Below are 21,007 nucleotides of genomic sequence, written 5' to 3'. Positions count from 1 at the left end.
CACAGTGTAACCGAGGTCACTCCCCGCGCGATATGGCGATCATGTCCTCGCGCGGCACGAGCTTCACCCGTTCCCGGACGAGCTCGCCGTTGCCCGTGGTGTTGACGAAGTTGGCGCCAAGCTTCATCTCGTGGGCGTCGAGGCGCAGCCAGCCCTCCCACGTCGTGTACTGCACGCCGCGGGAGTCGAGCAGGCCGATGATGGCGTCCTCGGAGGGGTCCTCGGCCGGCGGCAGGTTGAGCCGGTCCTCGAGGAGGAACCCGATGGTCTCCAGTGCGTCGCCCTTGGTGTGGCCGATGAGCCCGACGGGGCCGCGCTTGATCCAGCCGGTGGCGTAGATGCCCGGCACCGGGTTGCCTTCCTGGTCGATGACGCGGCCGCCCTCGTTGGGGATCACTCCGCGCTGGGAGTCGAAGCCGACCTCGGGCAGTTCCGAGCCGAAGTAGCCCACGGCCCGGTAGACGGCCTGCACCGGGTAGTCGAGGAAGGTCCCGGTGCCGCGGACGGTTCCCTCGCCGGTCAGTTCGGTGCGCTCGAACCGGATGCCGGCCACCCGGCCCGGCGTCTCGGGAGAGTCGTAGATCTCCACCGGGGTGTGCAGGAAGTGCAGGTGCAGCCGGCGGGAAGCTCCGGTGGGCTCGTCCTCGACGAGCCAGTTCGTAAGGGTCTTGACCATGGTCTTGGTCTGGTTGTTCGTCGCGATCTGCTTTTCGGAGGCTTCGTCGAAGTCGAAGTCCTCCGGGTAGAGGACGATGTCGACGTCGCGCGAGTGGGACAGTTCCCGCAGTTCGAGCGGGGTGAACTTGACCTGCGCCGGTCCGCGGCGGCCGAAGACGTGGACGTCGGTGACCGGCGAACGCTTCAGGCCCTGGTAGACGTTGTCCGGGATTTCGGTCGTCAGGAGGTCGTCGGCGTGCTTGGAGAGCACGCGGGCGACGTCGAGGGCCACGTTGCCATTGCCGATGACGGCGATCTCCCTGGCGTCAAGGGGCCAGTCGCGGCTGACGTCGGGGTGGCCGTCGTACCAGGAGACGAAGTCCGCCCCGCCGAAGGAGCCCTCCAGATCGATGCCGGGGATGTCGAGGTCGGCGTCCTTGACGGCGCCGGTGGCGAAGATGACGGCGTCGTAGAAGCGGCGGAAGTCGGAGAGGGTGAGGTCGCGGCCGTAATTGACATTGCCGAGGAACCGGATGTCTCCGCGGTCAAGTACCTTGTGCAGGGCGTTGACGATGCCCTTGATGCGCGGGTGGTCGGGCGCCACGCCGTACCGGATGAGCCCGTAGGGGGCGGGATACTGGTCGAAGAGATCGATGCTGACCTCGAAATCCCCTCCCTGGACCTGGTGGGATTTCGTCAGGATGTCCGCGGCATACACGCCGGCGGGACCGGCTCCGATGATCGCGACCCGCAGCGGACGGCCCGCAGCTGAGGTAGACACTGATTTGCCTTCTTCCGTCGTGGAAACACTCCAGGTAACCCGTCAACGCGCATAATTTGCGCACATTTCCCTATTCTAAATGAGCGCGGCGCGGGGGGCTAAAAGAGTGGCAGGGATCACGTGGGGCCCGGTCCGGAATAATTCGGACCGCCGGACGGTTGCCTGTCGGTGTGAGCGACGCAACAGTGGTGAAATCCCCGCGGCCTGCCCGGAGCGAGAACTCGCTCGGAATCTTCTACGGAATCGGTGCGTACGGCCTCTGGGGCCTACTCCCGCTCTATTTCCTCATCCTCCATCCGGCCGGTGCCGTGGAGATCGTGGCGAACCGCGTCCTGTGGTCGCTGATCTTCTGCGTGCTGCTGCTGACGGTGACACGGGCCTGGCGGACGGTGATCGCCGCGGTGCGCGCCCCGCGCATCGTCGGGATCCTGGCCGTGGCGGGCGCCCTCATCGCCCTGAACTGGCTGACCTACACCTACGGGGTCACCACGGGCCACGCGATCGAGGCGGCCCTTGGCTACTTCATCAACCCGATCGTCTCGGTCCTGCTCGGCGTGGTCGTGCTCCGGGAGAAGCTGCGGCGCCTCCAGTGGGTAGCCATCGGCCTGGGCTTCGTCGCCGTCATCGTCCTCGCCGTCGGGTACGGCTCGGTGCCGTGGATCGCCCTGATCCTCGCGTTCTCCTTCGGCCTGTACGGGTTCGTAAAGAAGCGTGTCGGCTCGCGCGTCGATGCCGTCTCCAGCCTGAGCATCGAGACGGCCCTGCTCACCCCGGTCGCCGCGGCCGTGATGATCTGGCTGGCTGCGACCGGCGCCGCGACGCTCACCACGGAGGGTCCGGCGCACTTCTGGATCATGGCGGCCTCCGGCGTCATCACCGCGGTTCCGCTGATCTTCTTCGGAGCGGCCGCGCGCCGGCTGCCCCTGACCACCATCGGCCTGCTCCAGTACCTCGCGCCGATCCTGCAGTTCCTGCTGGCCCTTTTCGTCTTCGGGGAGGAGATGCCGCCCGAGCGCTGGGTCGGCTTCGGACTTGTCTGGTCGGGCCTGGTGCTGCTGACCGTCGACATGCTGTGGACCGTGCGGCGCACGGCCCGGCCGCGCAGCGCCACCGGCGGGGCCCTTCCCGGTGCCGCCGGGCAGGCGGAGCGGACCGCGCGGGTCTCCTCCTAGCGCCTCAGGACCCGGCTCCCGGGACCGGCTCAGGCGGCGGCGAGGTTCCAGTCGCGCGGCACCACGACCATGGGCACCGGCAGGGCACGCAGCATCTTGTTGGCCGTTGAGCCCAGGAACAGCTGGCTGTGCTGGGCGAGGCGGCTGGAGCCGACGATCACGAGTTCCCCGGCGTCCCATTCGAGGTCGTCGATGGCCTGCTCGATGGTCCGCCCGTGGGCGACGGCGATCGAGGCCTCGTGGCCCTGCGGAAGCTGCTCCACGGCGTTGACGAGCACCGTGTTGGCGTGCTGGTGGGCCTGGTTGACGGCCTCCCCCGATCCGCTCGGGTCGCTCACGTCAAGGGCCACCAGCGAGATCAGGCGCAGCGGCACCCCGTGCCGGGCGGCGGATTCAACGGCGACGTCGATTACCGCGCCAGCGCCGGTCCGGGTGCCCACCGCACAGGACATGCGGGTGATGGTGTCGCGGTGGCGGTAGCCCCGCGGGGCGAGCGCCACCGGCACCGGCGAGGAGTGCAGGACGGCATTGGCCACGCTGCCCACGGTGAACCGGCGCAGCAGTCCGTTGCTTGAGGCGCCGATCACGATCAGCTCCGCTTCGAACTCGCGGGCGGCCTCAAGCAGGCCTTCGGCGAACGAGTCGGCGGTCCTGACGTGGGTGCGTACCGTGAGGTGGGCGGGGGTGCCGGCGGCGGCCTCGGCGAGGGAGGCCTCGGCGCGCTCAGCGCCGGGTGCGGCACCACCGGTCCGCGGCCTGCTGAGCACCGTGACAAGGTCCACCTGCGCGCCCTGGGTCGAGGCGAGCGAGGTCGCCAGCGCCAGGGCGTCCTGCCCGCGGTCGTTTTCCGTGTATCCGACAACGTAGCGCACTGGGATTCCTTCGTTCGGCGGGTGGCCCGGCGCTGCGGAATGGCCGCGCCGGTGCAGGATGGCTTTCACTCTATCCCCTGCCCGGCGCGGCCCCGACCGCGGTGTGAGCCGTCCTAGACGAGGTCCTCGAGCGGGCCGCGGGGCGCGGGGCGGTGCTTCAGGCCTGCGGGGAGTCCGTCGATTGTCCCGGTGCCGGCGGCACCTCGTACGGTGACGCGGGAGGATCCGAGCCGGACGTTCCCGGCGCTGAAGGTCCCGAAGTCCTCCGGCAGCACCGGCGCAAGGCACACCTCCCCCTGCGGCAGGAGCGGGTCGAAGCGCAGGAGCGTGCGCATGAGGTGGACCGGGGCAGCCGACGCCCAGGCCTGGGGTGAACACGACGTGGGGTAGGGAACCGGATCGGCGAACTCGTCGCGGGCGAAGCCGCAGAAAAGCTCGGGCAGCCGGCCGTCGAAGTACTCTGCGGCGTCGAACATGCCCCGGGCGACCCTCACCGCTTCGTCGACGAATCCGTACCTCATGATGCCGGCGGCGACCAGGGTGGTGTCGTGCGGCCAGACGGAGCCGTTGTGGTAGCTGACCGGGTTGTAGGCCCCCATGTCCGCTGCGAGGGTGCGGATCCCCCACCCCGTGAACATCTCCTCGGACATGAGCCGCTCGACCACCGGGGGCGCCTTGTCCTCGTCCACGATGCCAAGCCACAGGCAGTGGCCCATGTTGGAGGCGCAGGCGTCCACCGGTTTCTTGTCCTTGTCCAGGGCCACCGCGAAGTAGCCCCGATCCGGCAGCCAGAAGCGCTCATTGAACTCGGCCTTGAGGTACGCCGCCTTGTGCGCCCACTTCGCGGCGCCCGTATCGTCTCCGAGCTGCCGGGCCAGGAGCGCCCGCCCCAGGTAGGCGTTGTAGACATAGGCCTGCACCTCGCAGAGCGCCAGCGGGGCCTCGGCCAGGCGGCCATCGGCGAAGTTGATGCCGTCCCAGGAGTCCTTCCAGCCCTGGTTCACCAGTCCGTGCTTGTTCCGCCGCCCGTATTCCACGAAGCCGTCGCCGTCGCGGTCGCCGTAGCGCTCCACCCATTCCAGCGCGCGGTCGGCATGCGGCAGCAGATCGGCGAGGAGGTCGCTGGCCAGGCCCCATCGGCCCAGTTCGCCGAGGAGGGCCACGAACAGCGGGGTGGCATCGGCAGTGCCGTAGTACGCCTGGTTTTCCCCGAGGGCCAGTCCGCCGCCGGTTCCCAACCGGACCTCATGCAGGATCCTTCCGGGTTCCTCCTCGGTTTCCCGGTCAACCTTTTCTCCCTGCATCGATGCGAGCGTTTGGAGGGTGCCGGTGGCCAGGGTGGGATCCACGGTCAGGGCCATGTAGGAGGAGATCAGCGAATCCCTCCCGAACAGCGCCATGAACCACGGGGCGCCTGCTGCCACCGCGGCGCGTCCGGGCTCGTCGGGGTCGAAGATCCTCAACGCGCCCAGGTCCTCCTGGCTGCGGGTGAGGACGTGCTCGACGTTCCGGTCGCTGACGGCGAGGCGGGGAACCTCCCGCTCCCAGTCGGCATACCGGCGCGCCGCGACATGGTGCATGGAATCTGCGGTCGGGGAGAACGGCTCGACCGGGCCCACCCCCTCGACGAGGGGCGTACTGATGATCCGGGCCGACCAGGATCCCCGCGGTTCAAGTTCCGCAAGGAACAGGAGCCCGCTCTCCGTGACCACGGCTCCCGGAGCGTTGATCGCCACTCCCCGCCGCGCCTGGTTCCCCACCGTCTCAATCCGCAGCTCGTCCCCGCGGACCTGCCGCGTGCATTCCGTTGAGGTGGACAACCTCCCACCCTTCACCTCGAACAGGTCGCTGAGGTCGGCGTCGGCAAGGATCTGGATCCGGCAGCTGACCTGCCGCTGCGAGAAGTTGCGGACCCGGAGGTCGTCGCGCAGCCCGGGGCCGACCTCGCGCTCGTGTTCCACCACAATGGGGGTGTCGCCTGCGCCATCGGAACCGCCCGGCCTGCCGACGAAGACCGCCCGGTAGGGTTCCCGGGTGCCCGCGGTCAGCGGTTCGAGTGGCGAGCCGTCCACGGTCAGCTGCCAACGCGAGAGGATGCGGGTGTCCTGGTAGAAGGCGCCCTGGGGCAGGCCGGGGAAGATGTCCCCGCTCTGGGCCGATATGCAGAATGAGGACCCTTCGACAATGGTGACCGCGCCAAGGCCCGGTGAACCCGCAGCAACATCCGCATTCCATATGCTCATGGACCGCTCCCTATCGACGCACCGCTACCGACAAGTTGTTGGGCCGTCACCCGTGCTCCATGGTCCCGCAACGCAAATTGCGCGGCAAGATACTACGGCTCACCCCGCCGCCGCGGTCTGCCGGTACAGGGCCAGGTGCTCAGAAACCATCCTTTCGGCGCTGAAACGCTCCTCGGCGCGGGCCCTGATGACCCGGCGGTTGAGTCCGGCCGCCCGGGCAACGAGCGGTGCGAGTGCGTCGGGAGTTCCGGCAAGGTATCCCGTGACCCCGGGCTCCACGATTTCGGGTACGGCCCCCAGCGGCGTGGAGACAACCGGCGTGCCGGTGGCCAGTGCCTCGATCGTCACCAGCCCGAAGGGTTCCGGCCACTGGATCGGATTGAGCAGTGCGATCGCCTCCCCCAGGAGGGCGTATTTGTCGCCGTCGCCGATCTCGCCGAGGAATTCCTCATTCGGCCCCAGGATCGGCTCGACGGCCTCGCGGAAGTACTGAAGTTCGACGGCCTCGCGCATCTTCGCCGCAATCTTCAGGGGAACACCTGCGGCCCGGGCGGTCCGAATCGCCTCGACCACGCCCTTCTCGGCGCACATCCGCCCGAGGAAACACACATAGCCGCCCCTGCCCCGGCCGACCGGCACCGCGGCCACATCGATGCCGTGGTGGATGACGGCGGCCACCCGGATATCCGGCGACCCGCTGACCTGGCTGCGGGAAATCGCGACGATGGCGGTGTCCTGTGATGCGGCCCGGTAGATCTCCCGGGCCGCCGGAGTCAGCCGGTTGTGGATCGTTGCCACCACCGCCACCCCGGGGGGCCGGTGCCGGTAGGCGGGGCCGGTCGGGGTGTGGTCGTGGATGAGGTCGACATCGGCGAGCCCGGCGTAGGCACGGGCGACATAGGGAAGTTCGGACCCGGTGATTCCCAGGGTCGACGGATCCGACACATCGGCGCCCGGCAGCAGGGGGACCGGACATTTGCTGTCCGCCGGCGCGGCCAGCAGCACCTGGTGGCCGGCTCCGGCGAGGCCCCGGGCGAGGGTGTCGACCATCAGCTCCACCCCGCCGTATCCTCCGGGCGGAACCGGAAGCCACGGTCCTGCGATCAGCCCAATCCGCATTCCGACTCCCTTGCGCTGGCCCGTCCACCGGAAGGTTGTGATCCGCTGGAAGGCGGGTTGCCACACGGCGGATTCCCCTGCCGCGGGGCTCCGGGGTGACCCTGCGGCGGGGACTTGCCGGGCGGATCTGCGGCCGAGCCGTCGGCAGATCCTCGGGACGGCAGGCAGGCGTCCGGGATGCTTCGTACGTCGATGGTAAGCCCCCTGATGGACGCCGTCGAGCCCGGGGGCATACCGGGCTCCGGGTGCCATGCGGCACGGGCACCGGCACCATGCAAGGTCTCCAACAACAGGACCGCCGGCGGAACCCCTGGGGGTGCCGCCGGCGGTCCGGTCGGTGCTCAGTCGGTGCTCAGTCGGTCAGGGCGTCGTCGAACGCGTCCTCGGAGGTGCCCTTGCGCAGCCCGGCACCCTTGAAGAACCCGGGGTTGCGCCGGTACTGGATGCCCATCAGCACGGCGCCGAGGAGCAGCACGCCGATTCCGAGGATGAACACCATGCCGATCCCGCCGACCTCCGAGCCCGAGCCGTAGGCCGGATCCATCGAGTCCATTGCGGTCTTGACGAACATCACCAGAAGGATGACCCCGCCCAGCAGCGGCGCGAGGAACTTGCTGAAGAAGTTGCCCGCTCCGCGGAATGCCTCGGTGCGGAAGTACCAGACGCAGGCCAGGGCGGTGATGCCGTAGTAGAAGCAGATCATCATGCCGAGGGCCGTGATGGTGTCCCACAGGGCGTTCTCCGAGAGGACGCGGGTCACCACGTAGAACCCGGCGGCGGCGACGGCGGCGGCGACGGTGGCGTAGCGCGGGGACTTGTACCGGGGGCTGACCGTGCCGTACTTGGCCGGCAGGGCGTCGTAGTGGCCCATGGCGAGCAGGGTCCGGGCGGGCGAGACGAAGGTCGACTGCAGCGAGGACGCCGAGCTGCTCAGGACGGCCATCGACATCAGGATGGCGAACGGGCCCATCACCGGCCCGGCGAGCGCGGCGAAGATGCTGCCCTGGTTGTCGGGGTTGCCCGCGCCGAGTTCGCCGTCGCCGACACCGGCGAAGGACAGCGTGGCCAGAGCGACGATCAGGTAGATGGCCATGATGACGACGATGGTGGCCCCGGCGGCGCGTCCCGGAGTCTTCTTTGGATTGGAGCTCTCCTCGTTCATCGTGAGGCAGACGTCCCAGCCCCAGTAGATGAAGATCGACAGCGAGACCCCGGCGGCGAAGGCGGAGAAGGACCCGACGGCGAACGGGTTGAACCATTCGGCGCTGATGGGGGTGGCGTCGAAGGCCGAGCCGTTGGCCACGTGGGCGAACGCGGCGATGGCGAACCAGGCCAGGACGATGACCTGGAAGGTGACCAGCACGTACTGGACGGTCTTGATCGTTTCCATGCCCCGGTAGGAGACCCAGCAGGCCGCCGCGATGAAGACCAGGGTGGTGGCGATGTTGACCGGAAGGTTCAGGGTCAGGTCGGCCAGGGCCTCGTTGCCGGTGAGCTGGGCGAGCATCAGGTAGAAGAAGTCGACGGCGACGGCGGCCAGGTTCGACAGCACAATGATCGTCGCGGCGATCGCGCCCCACCCCGCCATCCAGCCGATCCACGGGCCGAAGGCGCGGGTGGCCCAGGTGAAGGAGGTGCCCGAGTCGGGCATTGCCTTGTTCAGCTCGCGGTAACCGAGGGCCACCAGGAGCATGGGGACGAAGCCGACGAGGAAGATGGCCGGAAGGTTCACTCCCACCTCGGCTACGGTGGGGCCGAGTGCCGCGGTCAGGGTGTAGGCCGGGGCGATGCTTGAGACGCCGATGACGACGGCGCCCAGCAGACCGACGGCGCCCGCGCTGAGGCCCTTCCTGCTGAGGCCTGTCCCGCGGCCGGTGGTGCGTACCTCTGTGCTCATTGGGTCACCTTCGTGAAGAGGGAACCCGGACCGGAAGCGGTGCCGGGCGGTGGAGCAAGGATGCTGCTGATGGTCTGCGCGGTGCGCCGGCCCATGCGGACGGCCCCGTCGACGTGCTGGTAGCCCTCGGCGGCGATGTCCGAGCAGGACCAGTGGATCGGCCCCACGGGGGTGTGCTGGTGGCGGCCGTACCGGCTCAGCCCGCCGAGGTCGTAGCTTGAGGCGTAGGCGCCCCGCGTCCATTCCTCGGAGGCCCAGTCGGATTCGTAGTAGACCTCGGGGTTCAGGGCCTCGGGGCCGAGGAAGGCGGCAATGGATTCGAGGATCCGCCGCCGCCGCTCCTCGGGCGGCAGTTCGAACATCGCGTCGGCCTTCTCGTCGGAGACGAATCCGACGAGGGTGCCCCGGGCGTCTCCGTGGTTGGTGTTGTCGTACACCTCCTGCACGATCGAGCCGGCGCCGAACCCGGTGCCGGAGAGCCCGGCGGCGCGCCAGAACGGCGTGGGGTAGACGGCGTGGACCTTGATGACCAGGCCCAGCGACTGGTGCTGGTGCATCTGGTGCTGCAGCCGGGGCAGCGGCGGGTCGTAGGAGATCCGGGAGTACAGGTTCGGCGGGACGGCCACGATGCAGCGCCGGGCGTGGACGGTGACCGTCTCGGAGACGGCGGTGACGCTGGTGTCGTCGCCGCCGTCGGTTCCGCCGCTCCAGCGCAGGGTGCGCACCGGGGCGTTGAGGAACACGTCGCCGCCGAGTTCGGCCGCCATGCGCTTGGAGACCTCCTGCATGCCGCCGACCACCCGCTTGTCGAGGATGAAGTTTTCGTCCACGAGGTTGGAGAAGGATCCGGCGGTGGCGGCCATCAGCACGGCCTGCAGCGCCGAGAAGGAGTGGGCGGGCTTGGTGAGCATGCCGCCGGCGATGAACAGGCCGATGTTGTTGCAGGCCTCCTCGTCGTCGGAATGCCGGCGGAGCCAGGCGGCGAAGGACTCGGTGTCCAGCTCGCGGGCGAGCGGGTGCTCCCAGGGCGCCTCGGGTCCGGCCTCCTCCACCAGCTGATCGAGCAGTGCCGTCAGGCGTTCCATTTCGGCCCGGGTGTGCTCGGCCACCGGGAACCATTCGCCCGTATAGCGCCTGGCGGTGCCGTCGGCGCCGATGTAGACCGACTCGCCCTCGCGGTAGCGGGAGTAGGTGTCGAGGCCGAGCTCCTCGAGCAGGGCCTTCAGGGCGGTCTGGTCCGGGGAGACCCACTGTCCGCCGATTTCGAGGGTGGCCCCGTCGATGACGTCGGTGTGCGTGCGTCCTCCGACCCGGTCCCTCGCCTCGAGGACCGCCACGGTGTGGCCGGCCCTGCGCAGCTCGCGTGCGGCGGTCAGGCCCGAAGGCCCTGCGCCGATCACGACGACGTCGCGTTCAATCGTTTTCATGGTCTCCTCACGGGCGGTGATCCCCGCCACAAAATGAATGGTATTCATTTACTGTGAGGACTCTAGCGAACCGACCCGCCTTTGGGAAGGGCCGTAGGATAAATTCGAACGACGGACGGGAGCCGCTTGATGACCGCAGCTGCACAGGGGACGCCGCGGCGTGCCGGACGGCCCCCTCGGGGAGTGCTCTCCCGGGAACGGATCACCTCCGCCGCGGTCGCCCAGATCGCCGCTGAAGGCTACGAGGGGCTGACCATGTCGGCCCTGGCACGGCGCCTCCGGGTGGCCCCCTCGGCCGTGTACAACCATGCAAGTTCCAAGCAGGAAGTGCTCCGCTGGGTGCAGGACCATGTGATGACCATGGTGGACTTCAGCGCCTTCGCCACCGAGCCGTGGGATGAGGCGGTCCGCCGCTGGGCGTGGTCCTACCGTGAGGTGTTCGCGCGGCATGCGCCCCTGGTCCCGGTCATCGCCGTCATGCCCGTCACCGATGCGGCGGAGACGCTGCGGATGTACGAGGAGGTCGCCCGCGGCTTCCTCGCGGCGGGCTGGCCCGAGGAGCGCGTGGTGCCGGCGATCGTCGCGCTCGAGTCCTTCATCTACGGTTCGGCGCTCGATGTTTCCGCGCCCAGCAACATCTTCGACTCGGGCGCCCTGGGGCCGGAGTTCCCGGTGTTCACCTCGGCCGTCCGCAGCGCGGCGCGGGCCACGGGCGGCGGGTCTTCGGCCGGCGGCGCGGACGATTCCGCGCAGGGCGGGAGCAATGCGGCCGATATTGCGTTCAGTACAGGCCTCGAGGCGCTCATCACCGGCCTGAGACTGCAGCTCAAGGAATAAGCCCGCGCGTCGGCACGCCGAGACTGCAGCTCACAACGCTATCCCGGGCCCATAGCGTGGTTAATTGCAGACTCGACGGGGCGTTATTTCAGCACCCCCGCCGAAAATGCAGATCACCACGCCATCCCGGAGGAAGAACGTGGTGATCTGCAGAATCGCGGAGGCGCCGGCCCGCGGATTTTCTCGTGGCCGGCGCCGGCGGTGCCTTACGCGGCGGAGCGGATGGCCGCCTCGAGGACGTCGAGGCCGTCGAGCAGCAGCTCGTCGCCGATGACCAGCGGGGGCAGCAGCCGGATCACGTTGCCGTAGGTGCCGCAGGTGAGGATGATGACTCCCTCCTTGAGGCAGGCCGCCGCGATCGCCTTGGTGGCCTCGGGGTTCGGGGTGGTGGTTCCGGGCTTCACGAACTCGATGGCCAGCATCGCGCCGCGGCCGCGGACCTCGCCGATGATTCCGGAGCCGCCGAGTTCCTCCTGCAGTGCCGTAAAGCGCGGCACCACGAGGCCCTCGATGGCGCGGGCACGCCCGGCCAGGTCCTGTTCCTTCATGGTGCCGATCGCCGCGAGGGCCGCAGCGCAGGCGACGGGGTTGCCGCCGTAGGTGCCGCCGAGGCCGCCGGGGTGCACGGCGTCGAGCAGGTCGGCCCGGCCGGTGATGGCCGACAGGGGCATGCCGCCGGCAATGCCCTTGGCCATGGTGATGATGTCGGGCACGACACCCTCGTGGTTCACGGCGAACCACTCACCGGTGCGGCAGAAACCGGACTGGACCTCGTCGGCGATGAAGACGACGCCGTTGTCCTTGGCCCAGGCGGCAAGCGCCGGCAGGAAGCCCTCGGCGGGCACGATGAAGCCGCCCTCGCCCTGGATGGGTTCGATGATGATCGCCGCGACCGACTCTCCGCCGAGCTGCTTCTCGATCATGGTGATGGCGCGCTGGGCCGCCTCGGCACCGGTGATCGAGGGGTTCTCCTCCCGGTACGGGTAGCTCATCGGCATCCGGTACACCTCGGGGGCGAACGGACCGAAGTTGGTCTTGTACGGCATCGACTTCGCCGTCAGGGCCATCGTGAGGTTGGTGCGTCCGTGGTAGGCGTGGTCGAAGGCGACCACGGCATTCCGCCCGGTGGCCAGGCGCGCCACCTTGACGGCGTTCTCCACGGCCTCGGCGCCGGAGTTGAACAGCACGGTGCGCTTCTCGAAGTCACCGGGGGTCAGTTCGGCGAGCTGCTCGGCGACGGCGATGTAGCCCTCGTACGGGGTGACCATGAAGCAGGTGTGGGTGAAGTGCCCCACCTGCTCCTGCACGGCCCGCACGACGGCGGGATCCGAGGCCCCGACACTGGTGACGGCGATGCCCGAGCCGAGGTCGATGAACGAGTTCCCGTCGACGTCGCGCACGATGCCGCCGTCGGCGTCGGCGGCGTACACCGGCACGCCGGAGGCGACACCCTTGGCGACGACGGCGCCGCGGCGGGCATCGAGGGCTGCCGACTGCGGGCCGGGGAACGGGCCGGTCAGGTGCCGCTTCTGCTCGAGGCGGAAGGTGGGCTGGACTGCTGGAAGTGTTGTCATGGTGTCCCTCCTAGGCATCCAGCGCGCTCATCACGTGCTTGATGCGGGTGTAGTCCTCAACGCCGTACATTGAGAGGTCCTTGCCGTATCCGGAGCTCTTGAAGCCGCCGTGGGGCATCTCGGCGGTGAGCATGATGTGGGTGTTGATCCACACGGCGCCGAAGTCGAGGTCGCGGGAGACCCGCATCGCCGTTCCGTGGTCGGTGGTCCAGACGCTTGAGGCGAGGGCGTACTCGACGTCGTTGGCCATCTCGATGGCCTCGGCCTCGGTCAGGAACTTCTGCACGGTGATGATCGGGCCGAAGGTCTCCTTCTGGACGATGTCGTCCTCCTGCTTCGCGCCGGTGATGATCGTCGGCTCGAAGAAGTAGCCCTTGTCGCCGGCCCGCTTGCCGCCGGTGGCGATGGAGCAGTGCGCCGGCAGGGCGTCCATGACGGCATTGACGGCGTTGAAGTGGTTGATGTTGTTCAGCGGTCCGAAGTAGTTCTCGGTGTCGTCCTGGCTGCCCGTCCTGAGGGTCTTGGTGTGTTCGACCATGGCGCTCACGAGTTCATCGTGCGCCGCCTCCTGGACGAGGACGCGGGTGATGGCGGTGCAGTCCTGGCCGGCGTTGAAGAAGGCGAATTCGGCGACGGCCGCGGCGGTCTTCTTCAGGTCCGCGTCGGCGAAGACGATGGCCGGCGCCTTGCCGCCCAGTTCGAGGTGCGCGCGCTTGAGGCCCTTGGCCGCGCCGGAGGCGACGGCGATGCCGGCCCGGACCGAGCCGGTGATCGAGACCAGGCCCGGGGTCCGGTGCTCGACCATCATTGAGCCGGTGTCCGCGTTGCCGAGGATCACGTTGAGCACACCCGCGGGCAGGATGTCCTGGGTCAGCCGGGCAAGGACGAGGGTGGACTCGGGGGTGGTGTCGCTGGGCTTGAGGACGACGGTGTTGCCGGCGGCCAGGGCGGGCCCGATCTTCCACACGGCCATGAGCAGCGGGTAGTTCCAGGGGGCGACCTGGGCGACGACGCCGATCGGTTCGCGGCGGATGTAGGAGGTGTGCCCCTCCAGGTACTCCCCCGCGGACTTGCCTTCGAGCAGGCGGGCGGCTCCGGCGAAGAAGCGCAGCTGGTCGGCTCCGGCGGAGACCTCCTCGGCGGCGATCATCTCGCGCACCTGCCCGGTGTTGCGGTGCTGGGCCTCCACGAGTTCCTCGCTGTGCGCCTCCAGGGCGTCGGCGAGGCGCAACAGCAGAAGCTGGCGCTGGCTCGGCGGAACGTGCTTCCACGAGGTGAAGGCCTGCTCGGCGGCGGTCATGGCGGCGTCGACGTCCGCGGCGACCGAGACCGGGGCCTTGGCGACAAGTTCGCCGTTCGTGGGGTTGACGATGTCGAGCAGCTCGGTGCCGGCGGCGTCGACAAACTGGCCGTTGATGTAATTCTGCAGGGTCTGGACCACAGCGTTCATCCCTTTCATTGCGGGGTTGGGCCACCGGTGCGGCCGGACATGTCGGCGTTGCGGACTGGGCGCCAAATTTAGTGCTGACCCTATCCGCCGCAGCGGACTGTTCACTAGGTACTCTTGCACAGGATTCCCCGGACACCTTCATGCATCCGCACAACCCGATCCTAGGATAGGTCAATGGCTATCTCCCTCGCAGGTCTTTTTGCCCTTCCCGGCCTCCGCCTGGTCCCGGCCGACGGCGCTCCCCTCCGGGACGCGCCGATTGAGTGGGTGGCCGTGACCGAGCTCGAGGACCCGCTGCCGTTCCTCAGCGGAGGCGAGGTGGTCCTCACGACGGGGGTGCGGCAGAAGACCCCCGCCGCCCAGCGCCGGTTCGTGCGCAGGGTCTCCGAGGCCGGGGCCCTCGCCGTGGGTTTCGGCGTCGGCCTGTCCCACGAGCACATTCCAGCGGCGCTGCTGGAGGAGGCCCGCCGGTTGGAACTGCCGGTCTTCGAGGTGCCCTATGAAACGCCCTTCATCGCGATCGGGAAGGTCGTCGCCGACTCCCTGTCGGCCGACCACTATTCCCGGCTCGAGGACCTGCTCCGCGGCCACCAGGTCCTTGCCGCGGCGCTGCTGGGCGGCGGCGGGCTGTCCCGGCTGCTGACGGAGCTTGCCGGGCTGCTCGGCACCGACGTCGCACTGTTCCAGTACGGCACGCGCATCGCCGGCGGGCAGGCGCCGGCGGGCACGGCACAGCCCGGCCCGGACCGGGGCTGGCACCGGGTTCCGGTGGCGACCGGGCTCAAGGACCGGTGCACCCTGGTGATCGCCGAACCGTACCTGCCGGCCGCGATCGTCGACTATGCCCAGAGCCTCATCAGCGTGGAACTGAGCAACCAGGCGCGGCGCCGGGCGGGTGAGCGGGTCACGGCCGGCCAGCTCCTGCAGGACATCGTGCGCGGGGCACTCGCCGGGCCCGACGCCGTCGCCCGCCTCGGCAGCGCAGGCCTGGACTGCGCGGCGCGGCATGTGGTGGTGGCCGTCGAGGTGGCGTCCGGGCAGCGGAAGGCCCTGCGCACCCTGCCGCTGCCCGAGGACTGCGCCGGCGCCCTCACGGCCCTGCTCGAAGACCGGCTGCTGGTCGTGGCCGCCGAACCGGACGGCACCGGGCTGGGCACCCGGCTGGGTGCCTACCTGCATGCGGCGGGCTTCACCGCCCGGGTGGGCATCGGCGGAGCCTACACCCAGCCCAACGGGCTGCGGTGGAGCTACTTCGAGGCCCGGGAGTCCCTGACCCGCGGCGGTCCGGTCAACGCCCCGAACCGGCTCAGCCTCACCTCGCTGCTGCTCTCGAGTGAGGACGTCCCCCTCGCCGACCTCGCCGCCGAGGCCCTCTCCCCGCTGGCCGCCTTCGACGCCAAACACGGCGGCGGGCTGATCCCCACCCTCGAGAAGTACCTGGCCCTCAACGGATCGGTCGCCGCCGTCGCCGATGCCCTTCAACTCCACCGCAACACCGTTCGCTACCGGCTCCAGCAGATCGCCGACCTCACCGGCTACGACCCGACGGTCACCGCCGACCGGGTGCACCTCTACCTGGCCCTGAACGTGCGGGCGCTCCGTTAGGCGCAGGAAAAACGCAGGTTCGCAAGGATTGGCCGAGGAACTCCACAGCTTTCCCGCAATCCGCTGACCCCCGGGGAAAGCGGCTTATACGGTCGATGGAGGAGCTGGCGCTGGGCCGGCTCCACCGAAGTGAGGTATTCGTGAACGTTGTACATAAGATCGCCGCTGCCGGTCTCACCGGTATGCTCGCCCTGACCCTCGGAGCCGGTGCCGCAACTGCCGCCCCGTCCGCCACGGCGAAGGCCAACCCGGTCGCCGCCGCAGCCAAGGAGAAGCCGGCCGGCACCTCCAACTCGACGGTCGCCATGGCCAACCCGGTTGCCGCCGCAGCCAAGGCCAAGGCTCCGGTCGCCCCGGAGGCCCCCGCGGCCGCCGCCATGGCACGCGTGGCCGACGCCCCCGTCAAGGCCAAGTCCAACCCCGTTGCCGCCGCGGCCCAGGCCAAGGCACCCGGGACGTCGAACTCCGCCGCAGCCCACCTCCACTCGAAGGGCTACCAGAAGAACATCGACAAGCCGAAGCCCGTGGAGCCCGAGCCCGTCCCTGCACCGGAGCCCGAGCCCGCCCCCGCGCCCGAGCCCGCCCCCGCACCCGAGCCCGCACCGGCACCGGCACCCGAGCCCGCACCGGCGCCCGAGCCCGTCCCTGCACCGGAGCCCGAGCCCGCACCGGCACCCGAGCCCGCACCGGCGCCCGAGCCCGCAGCCTAACCAGGCGCAGGCCAGCACGATGAAGAAGGGGCATCACCGGCGCCGGGCGCCGTGGTGCCCCTTCTTCGTGCGGCGACACGGTGCACCGTGCCGCTCCGCGGCCATTCGCGGACGTAGCGTTTAATGAGGACCATGACTGACGCTCCGGACCGACGACGTGCCCTGGTGGTTGAAGACGACGCCGACATCCGGAACCTCCTGGTGCAGATCCTCACAATGCAGGGCTTCGACGTCACCGAGGCGGGTACGGCGGCGGAGGGACTCGCGGCGGCGCGGCTGGGGGCCGATCTGATCACCCTCGACCTCAATCTGCCCGACGGCGACGGTATCGAAATCTGCAGGGAGGTGCGCACCTTCTCCGACGCCTACATCCTGATGATCACCGCCCGGACCGACGAGATCGAACGCCTCACGGGCCTGGAAACCGGAGCCGACGACTACATCTCCAAACCGTTCAGCCCCCGCGAACTCGTTGCGCGCATCAACTCGATCTTCCGCCGCCAGAACCGGCAGAGCGCCGTCGAGGAGGCCAATGCCACGGAGAGGCGCCGCGCCGCCGAGGTCCAGCAGAGCCTGCTGCCCCGCGATGCGCTCTCCCTCGAGGACTATGAACTGGCAGGCCAGTTCCGGCCCTCCCGCAGTGTGGGCGGTGACTTCTACGACTGGTACCGGACGGCGGACGGCCTCCATCTCACCGTGGCCGATGCCATGGGCAAGGGGATGGGCGCCGCGCTGATCGCCGCCACCGTCCGTGCGGTGATGCGTTCGGTCTCCAACCAGTCGAACATCGATGCGGCGTTCAACGCCGCCGCCCGGGCCACCGAGCCCGACCTCGACAAGGCAGGCTCATTCGTCACCCTCTTCCATGCCCGGTTCAACACCGCCACCGGTGTCGTCGACTACGTGGACGCCGGGCACGGGCTGGCCCTCCACATCTCCGCCGGCGGCGACTGCACCCGCCTCTCCCCCGGCGGCCCGCCCGTAGGCGCCTGGCCCGGGCAGACCTGGACGTCGGGGCGGCTGGTCCTGGCGCCCGGGGACACGCTGGCCGTCATCAGTGACGGGTTGCTCGACGCCTACCCCACCATCGACGAGTTCACCGCCGCGATGGGCAGGGTCGTGCATGCCAGCCCGAGCGCCGCACAGGCCTGCGAGACGCTCCTCGGACTTGCCGACGTACCCGAAGTCGACGACGACGTCACCGTCGTCATCCTCCGCCGCAAGGGAGGGCCCGGCACCGCCGAAAACCAGGATCCGCGCGCCGTGGAGCGCGCCGGATGAGGCGCCTGCCCGTCCGCATCCTGGTGGTCCTGACCCTCCTGCTCGGCATCAACTACCTCGCCTGGCGCTGGCTCGAATCCCTGAACTGGGCTGCCTGGTGGATCGCGGTACCGCTGGTGGCCGCCGAAACCTACAGCCTCATCGACGTCGGCCTGTTCGGGATGACCGTGTGGAAGAAGAAGCACCGCACCGCCCCGGCGGCCCCGGCCGACGCCACCGTGGACGTCTTCATCACCACCTACGACGAGCCTGCGGCGATGGTCCTCGAGACGGCGCTCGCGGCGAAGGCGATCCGGCACCCCCACAGCACCTGGATCCTCGACGATGGGGCGCGAGCGGAGGTGCGCGGGCTGGCCGAAAGCCATGGCATCGGTTACCTCACCCGCGGACCCGACTGGGCCGGCCGGCCCCGGCACGCCAAGGCGGGGAACCTCAACAACGCGCTGATGGTCACCGAGGGAGAGTTCCTGCTGATCCTGGACGCCGACCAGGTCCCTGACCCTTCGATCCTCGACAAGACCCTCGGCTACTTCAACAACCGGCGCGTCGCCCTCGTGCAGACCCCGCAGTACTTCACCAACGTGCCCGACGACGATCCGCTGGGAAGCCAGGCCCCGCTGTTCTACGGTCCGATCCAACAGGGCAAGGACGGCTGGAACGCCGCGTTCTTCTGCGGGTCCAACGCCGTCCTCCGCCGCGAGGCGCTCATGCAGCTCGGCCTGGCCGGCTATGTGAAGGAGGTCGAGCAGGGCGTGGCGCGGGCCCTGAAGGCCGCACGCACCGCCCTGCGCCGGGCCCGCAGGTCCCCCGAAGCGGCCGATCCCGTGATTGCGGGACTGTTGGACGACGTCGAGGCCGCAACCGAGCGGGCGCGCGCCGGGCTGCGGGCCGGGGAGTCCCTCAGCGAGGTCACCTACCGGGTGCGCCGGAGCGTCGACGAGGCGGTGCAGTCCCTCGTCGGCTCCGACTTCTCATCGCTCGAGGCCGACCTCGCCGCCATCGCCGCGATGGAGCAGGACGGGGACCACGCGCTCCCCGGCGAGGGCGAGCTGGACGAGGCGATCGAGCGCATGTCCCACCGCGACCTGTCCCCGCTGGCGGCGCTCGAATCGGTCCAGTCGGTCCTCGATGCCATCTCCATCGAGCGTGCCGCCGAGGCCCAGCCGATCATGCCGATGGCCACCATTTCGGTCACGGAGGACATGGCCACCTCCATGGGGATGCACGCGATGGGCTGGCAGAGCGCCTACCACCACGAGGTCCTCGCCACCGGACTGGCCCCCGAGGACCTCTCCACCATGCTCATGCAGCGGCTGCGCTGGGCCCAGGGCACCATCCAGGTGCTGCTCCGGCAGAACCCGCTGGCCCGCCGCGGCCTCGGCCTGGCGCAGCGCCTGATGTACTTCGCGACGATGTGGTCCTACCTCAGCGGCTTCGCGGCCGTCGTGTACTTCGCCGCCCCAATCATCTACCTGACCCTCGGGGTGCTTCCCGTGACGGGCCTCAGCACCGAGTTCTTCCTGCGCTTCATTCCGTTCATGGTCGTGAACCAGCTGTTGTTCGCCGTCACCGGCCGGGGCATCCGCACCTGGCGCGGCCAGCAGTACAGCCTGGCGCTCTTCCCCACCTGGATCCGGGCGTGCACCACGGCGGCCCGGAACGTCTGGTTCGGGCGGCCGCTGGGGTTCGCCGTCACACCCAAGACCCGCCAGGAGTCCGGCCCCCGCTGGGACCTGATCCGGCCGCAGCTGCTCGTGATGGCGCTGCTCGCCGCTGCCCTGGTGACCGGGGTGGTGCGCCTTGCAACCGGGCTCAACGAGCCGGTCGGCACCTTCGTCAACGTGGCCTGGGTCGCCTTCGACCTGCTGGTCCTCAGCGTGCTGATCAAGGCAGTAAAGTACAAGGGGTTCACCCCGGAAAAGAGGAGCATCGATGCGGTTCAGCACTGAGCAGAAGGACTCCTACACGGAGGTCTTCGGCACCGGACGGCTCAATATGGTCGCCGCGCCGAAGCTCCGCGAGGTGGTCGGGGAAGTGGTCTCCGCGGGGAACAAGCGCATCGTGGTCAATCTGCTGGCCACCGAGTTCATCGACTCCTCCGGCCTCGGCGCGCTCATCGGCTGCCTGAAGATGGCCCGGCAGGCCGGTGGCGACCTGCGCATCGCCTGTGTGCAGCCCCAGGTGAAGATGGTGCTCGAGCTGACGAGCATGAACCGCGTCCTGACGCCGCATGCCACCGCCGAAGGCGCTTTCTCCAATGACTGAGGTGCTCGCACAGCGCGTCTACCAGGCGCCCGCGACGCCCGCAGCGATCGACGACCTCCACGCCGAACTCGACGCGATGTGGGAGAGCGCCTCCTTCGTCCCCGCACTCGACCAGATGGCCTTCACCACCGCGGTCATCGAAGCCGCTTCGAACGTCGTCCAGCACAGCGTCGCCGCACCCGGCTGCGAGCTCCGGCTGGCCGTCACCCTGACCGTCATGGCGTCGGTGCTCCAGGCCAGGATCTCCGAGGTCGGCGCCGTCCCTGCCCCGGAAATGCCCCCCGCATCACTGCCCGACGACGACCAGGAGAGCGGCCGCGGGCTCGCACTGATCGAGGCCCTGACCACCATCACCGTGGAACTGCGGGGCGAAACGAAGACCTGGGTGCTTTCGCGGGAGATCGAAACCCTGGGCTGAGCCGCCCTCGGGAAGGACTTCATGACCGCGCCCAACATCGCCCTGACCCTTGACCTGGTGGGCGTCTTTTTCTTCGCCGTCTCCGGATCCCTGCTGGCCGCGCGCAAGGGCTTCGACCTCGTCGGGTCCCTGCTGCTGGCCTCGCTGGCCGGTCTCGGAGGCGGCGTCGTGCGCGACGTCATCATCGATACGCCGCCGGCTGCGTTCTTCAATCCGGCCTACCTGATCCCGCCCCTGCTGGCGACCGTGCTTGTGTACTTCACCGTCTCGGGAGTGGAGCGGGTCAAGCGCGTGGTGGTGATCTTCGACGCGGGCGGGTTGGCGCTCTTCTGCGTCACCGGCACGGTGAAGGCCCTGGATTTCGGGCTGAACCCGGTGGCGGCCGTCCTGCTGGGAGTGACCACCGGGGTCGGCGGCGGCCTGCTCCGCGACGTCGTCGCCAACGAGGTGCCGCAGCTGTTCGATCCGCGGGATATCTACGCCCTGCCCGCCATGCTCGGTGCCGCCGTGGTGGCCCTGCTGGTGGGAGTCGGGTGGATGAACCTGTTCACCGGCACCGCCGCCGCGGCCGTCGTCTTCGCCCTGCGCCTGCTGTCGTGGCGGTTCGGGTGGCACGCGCCGCTGGCATCCCGCACCTAGGACGCCGCACCGGGCGGTCATTGCGCCCGGCGTTGGAGGATAGGATGGAACCTTCCCCCA

Annotated in this window: 17 protein-coding genes; 9 read left to right on the top strand and 8 right to left on the bottom strand. The window is 69.3% G+C overall.

From position 1 onward, the window contains the following. Positions 1–16: 16 nt before the first annotated feature. Positions 17–1,438, bottom strand: a complete 1,422-nt coding sequence (locus tag ACX80W_RS01605; protein WP_459279813.1) for an FAD-dependent oxidoreductase — start codon at positions 1,436–1,438, stop codon at positions 17–19. A 170-nt stretch (positions 1,439–1,608) separates the two neighbouring features. Here ACX80W_RS01605 and rarD point away from each other — a divergent pair, with 170 nt between their 5' ends. Continuing rightward, positions 1,609–2,610, top strand: a complete 1,002-nt coding sequence (rarD, locus tag ACX80W_RS01600; protein WP_459279811.1) for an EamA family transporter RarD — start codon at positions 1,609–1,611, stop codon at positions 2,608–2,610. Between the two features lie 29 nt (positions 2,611–2,639). On the opposite strand, the gene ACX80W_RS01595 is transcribed toward rarD, so the two are convergent. The 5 genes from ACX80W_RS01595 to ACX80W_RS01575 form a co-directional block, all read right to left on the bottom strand. Then, on the bottom strand, positions 2,640–3,482 hold the full coding sequence (locus ACX80W_RS01595; RefSeq protein WP_459279809.1) for a universal stress protein: 843 nt from the start codon (positions 3,480–3,482) through the stop codon (positions 2,640–2,642). Positions 3,483–3,595: 113 nt separating this feature from the next. Continuing rightward, entirely contained in the window at positions 3,596–5,725 is a 2,130-nt protein-coding gene (locus ACX80W_RS01590; protein ID WP_459279807.1) for an amylo-alpha-1,6-glucosidase, read from the bottom strand. A gap of 99 nt (positions 5,726–5,824) precedes the next feature. Next, positions 5,825–6,844 (bottom strand): glycosyltransferase family 4 protein, encoded by a 1,020-nt coding sequence (locus ACX80W_RS01585; RefSeq protein ID WP_459279805.1) that lies wholly within the window; start codon positions 6,842–6,844, stop codon positions 5,825–5,827. Positions 6,845–7,196: 352 nt separating this feature from the next. Then, positions 7,197–8,741 carry an APC family permease gene (locus tag ACX80W_RS01580; protein ID WP_459279803.1) on the bottom strand — a complete coding sequence of 515 codons (1,545 nt, stop codon included), beginning with the start codon at positions 8,739–8,741 and terminating at the stop codon, positions 7,197–7,199. Next, entirely contained in the window at positions 8,738–10,168 is a 1,431-nt protein-coding gene (locus ACX80W_RS01575; RefSeq protein ID WP_459279802.1) for a flavin monoamine oxidase family protein, read from the bottom strand. The genes ACX80W_RS01580 and ACX80W_RS01575 overlap by 4 nt, the downstream gene beginning before the upstream one ends. Positions 10,169–10,297: 129 nt before the next feature. On the opposite strand from ACX80W_RS01575, the gene ACX80W_RS01570 reads away from it, so the two are divergent. Beyond that, positions 10,298–11,005 carry a TetR/AcrR family transcriptional regulator gene (locus ACX80W_RS01570; RefSeq protein WP_459279801.1) on the top strand — a complete coding sequence of 236 codons (708 nt, stop codon included), beginning with the start codon at positions 10,298–10,300 and terminating at the stop codon, positions 11,003–11,005. Positions 11,006–11,211: 206 nt separating this feature from the next. Here ACX80W_RS01570 and gabT read toward each other — a convergent pair whose 3' ends face one another. Both gabT and ACX80W_RS01560 read right to left on the bottom strand, forming a co-directional pair. After that, positions 11,212–12,579: a 4-aminobutyrate--2-oxoglutarate transaminase gene (gene gabT / locus ACX80W_RS01565; protein ID WP_459279799.1), complete on the bottom strand. Its 1,368-nt coding sequence runs from the start codon at positions 12,577–12,579 to the stop codon at positions 11,212–11,214. A 10-nt stretch (positions 12,580–12,589) separates the two neighbouring features. Next, positions 12,590–14,029 carry an aminobutyraldehyde dehydrogenase gene (locus ACX80W_RS01560; protein WP_459279797.1) on the bottom strand — a complete coding sequence of 480 codons (1,440 nt, stop codon included), beginning with the start codon at positions 14,027–14,029 and terminating at the stop codon, positions 12,590–12,592. A 174-nt stretch (positions 14,030–14,203) separates the two neighbouring features. Here ACX80W_RS01560 and ACX80W_RS01555 point away from each other — a divergent pair, with 174 nt between their 5' ends. From ACX80W_RS01555 to ACX80W_RS01525, 7 genes are all read left to right on the top strand, one after another. Next, positions 14,204–15,634, top strand: a complete 1,431-nt coding sequence (locus ACX80W_RS01555; RefSeq protein ID WP_459279795.1) for a PucR family transcriptional regulator — start codon at positions 14,204–14,206, stop codon at positions 15,632–15,634. A gap of 140 nt (positions 15,635–15,774) precedes the next feature. Beyond that, positions 15,775–16,344 (top strand): hypothetical protein, encoded by a 570-nt coding sequence (locus tag ACX80W_RS01550; protein ID WP_459279793.1) that lies wholly within the window; start codon positions 15,775–15,777, stop codon positions 16,342–16,344. 132 nt (positions 16,345–16,476) lie between these two features. Continuing rightward, positions 16,477–17,625, top strand: coding sequence for a PP2C family protein-serine/threonine phosphatase (locus ACX80W_RS01545; protein ID WP_459279791.1), 1,149 nt, complete (start codon positions 16,477–16,479; stop codon positions 17,623–17,625). Then, positions 17,622–19,574, top strand: a complete 1,953-nt coding sequence (locus tag ACX80W_RS01540; RefSeq protein WP_459279789.1) for a glycosyltransferase family 2 protein — start codon at positions 17,622–17,624, stop codon at positions 19,572–19,574. Before ACX80W_RS01545 ends, ACX80W_RS01540 begins: the two co-directional genes overlap by 4 nt. Further along, positions 19,558–19,890 (top strand): STAS domain-containing protein, encoded by a 333-nt coding sequence (locus tag ACX80W_RS01535; protein ID WP_459279788.1) that lies wholly within the window; start codon positions 19,558–19,560, stop codon positions 19,888–19,890. Before ACX80W_RS01540 ends, ACX80W_RS01535 begins: the two co-directional genes overlap by 17 nt. Then, the gene (locus ACX80W_RS01530; protein WP_459279786.1) at positions 19,883–20,308 is read left to right on the top strand and encodes an ATP-binding protein; all 426 of its coding nucleotides are present in this window, start codon (positions 19,883–19,885) and stop codon (positions 20,306–20,308) included. Before ACX80W_RS01535 ends, ACX80W_RS01530 begins: the two co-directional genes overlap by 8 nt. A gap of 21 nt (positions 20,309–20,329) precedes the next feature. Then, positions 20,330–20,947 (top strand): trimeric intracellular cation channel family protein, encoded by a 618-nt coding sequence (locus ACX80W_RS01525; RefSeq protein ID WP_459279784.1) that lies wholly within the window; start codon positions 20,330–20,332, stop codon positions 20,945–20,947. Positions 20,948–21,007: the final 60 nt, after the last annotated feature.

This window comes from Arthrobacter melezitosi (assembly GCF_054511055.1).
The sequence above is the reverse complement of the archived record's forward strand: the minus strand, read 5'-3'. Positions and strand labels throughout refer to the sequence as shown.

What these genes read in the sequence shown, in the direction of transcription:
- ACX80W_RS01590 (WP_459279807.1), bottom strand. Translation starts at nt 5,725, where the DNA reads ATGAGCATATGGAATGCGGATGTTGCTGCGGGTTCACCGGGCCTTGGC.
- ACX80W_RS01585 (WP_459279805.1), bottom strand. Translation starts at nt 6,844, where the DNA reads ATGCGGATTGGGCTGATCGCAGGACCGTGGCTTCCGGTTCCGCCCGGA.
- ACX80W_RS01580 (WP_459279803.1), bottom strand. Translation starts at nt 8,741, where the DNA reads ATGAGCACAGAGGTACGCACCACCGGCCGCGGGACAGGCCTCAGCAGG.
- ACX80W_RS01575 (WP_459279802.1), bottom strand. Translation starts at nt 10,168, where the DNA reads ATGAAAACGATTGAACGCGACGTCGTCGTGATCGGCGCAGGGCCTTCG.
- ACX80W_RS01570 (WP_459279801.1), top strand. Translation starts at nt 10,298, where the DNA reads ATGACCGCAGCTGCACAGGGGACGCCGCGGCGTGCCGGACGGCCCCCT.
- gabT (WP_459279799.1), bottom strand. Translation starts at nt 12,579, where the DNA reads ATGACAACACTTCCAGCAGTCCAGCCCACCTTCCGCCTCGAGCAGAAG.
- ACX80W_RS01560 (WP_459279797.1), bottom strand. Translation starts at nt 14,029, where the DNA reads ATGAACGCTGTGGTCCAGACCCTGCAGAATTACATCAACGGCCAGTTT.
- ACX80W_RS01555 (WP_459279795.1), top strand. Translation starts at nt 14,204, where the DNA reads ATGGCTATCTCCCTCGCAGGTCTTTTTGCCCTTCCCGGCCTCCGCCTG.
- ACX80W_RS01545 (WP_459279791.1), top strand. Translation starts at nt 16,477, where the DNA reads ATGACTGACGCTCCGGACCGACGACGTGCCCTGGTGGTTGAAGACGAC.
- ACX80W_RS01540 (WP_459279789.1), top strand. Translation starts at nt 17,622, where the DNA reads ATGAGGCGCCTGCCCGTCCGCATCCTGGTGGTCCTGACCCTCCTGCTC.
- ACX80W_RS01535 (WP_459279788.1), top strand. Translation starts at nt 19,558, where the DNA reads ATGCGGTTCAGCACTGAGCAGAAGGACTCCTACACGGAGGTCTTCGGC.
- ACX80W_RS01530 (WP_459279786.1), top strand. Translation starts at nt 19,883, where the DNA reads ATGACTGAGGTGCTCGCACAGCGCGTCTACCAGGCGCCCGCGACGCCC.
- ACX80W_RS01525 (WP_459279784.1), top strand. Translation starts at nt 20,330, where the DNA reads ATGACCGCGCCCAACATCGCCCTGACCCTTGACCTGGTGGGCGTCTTT.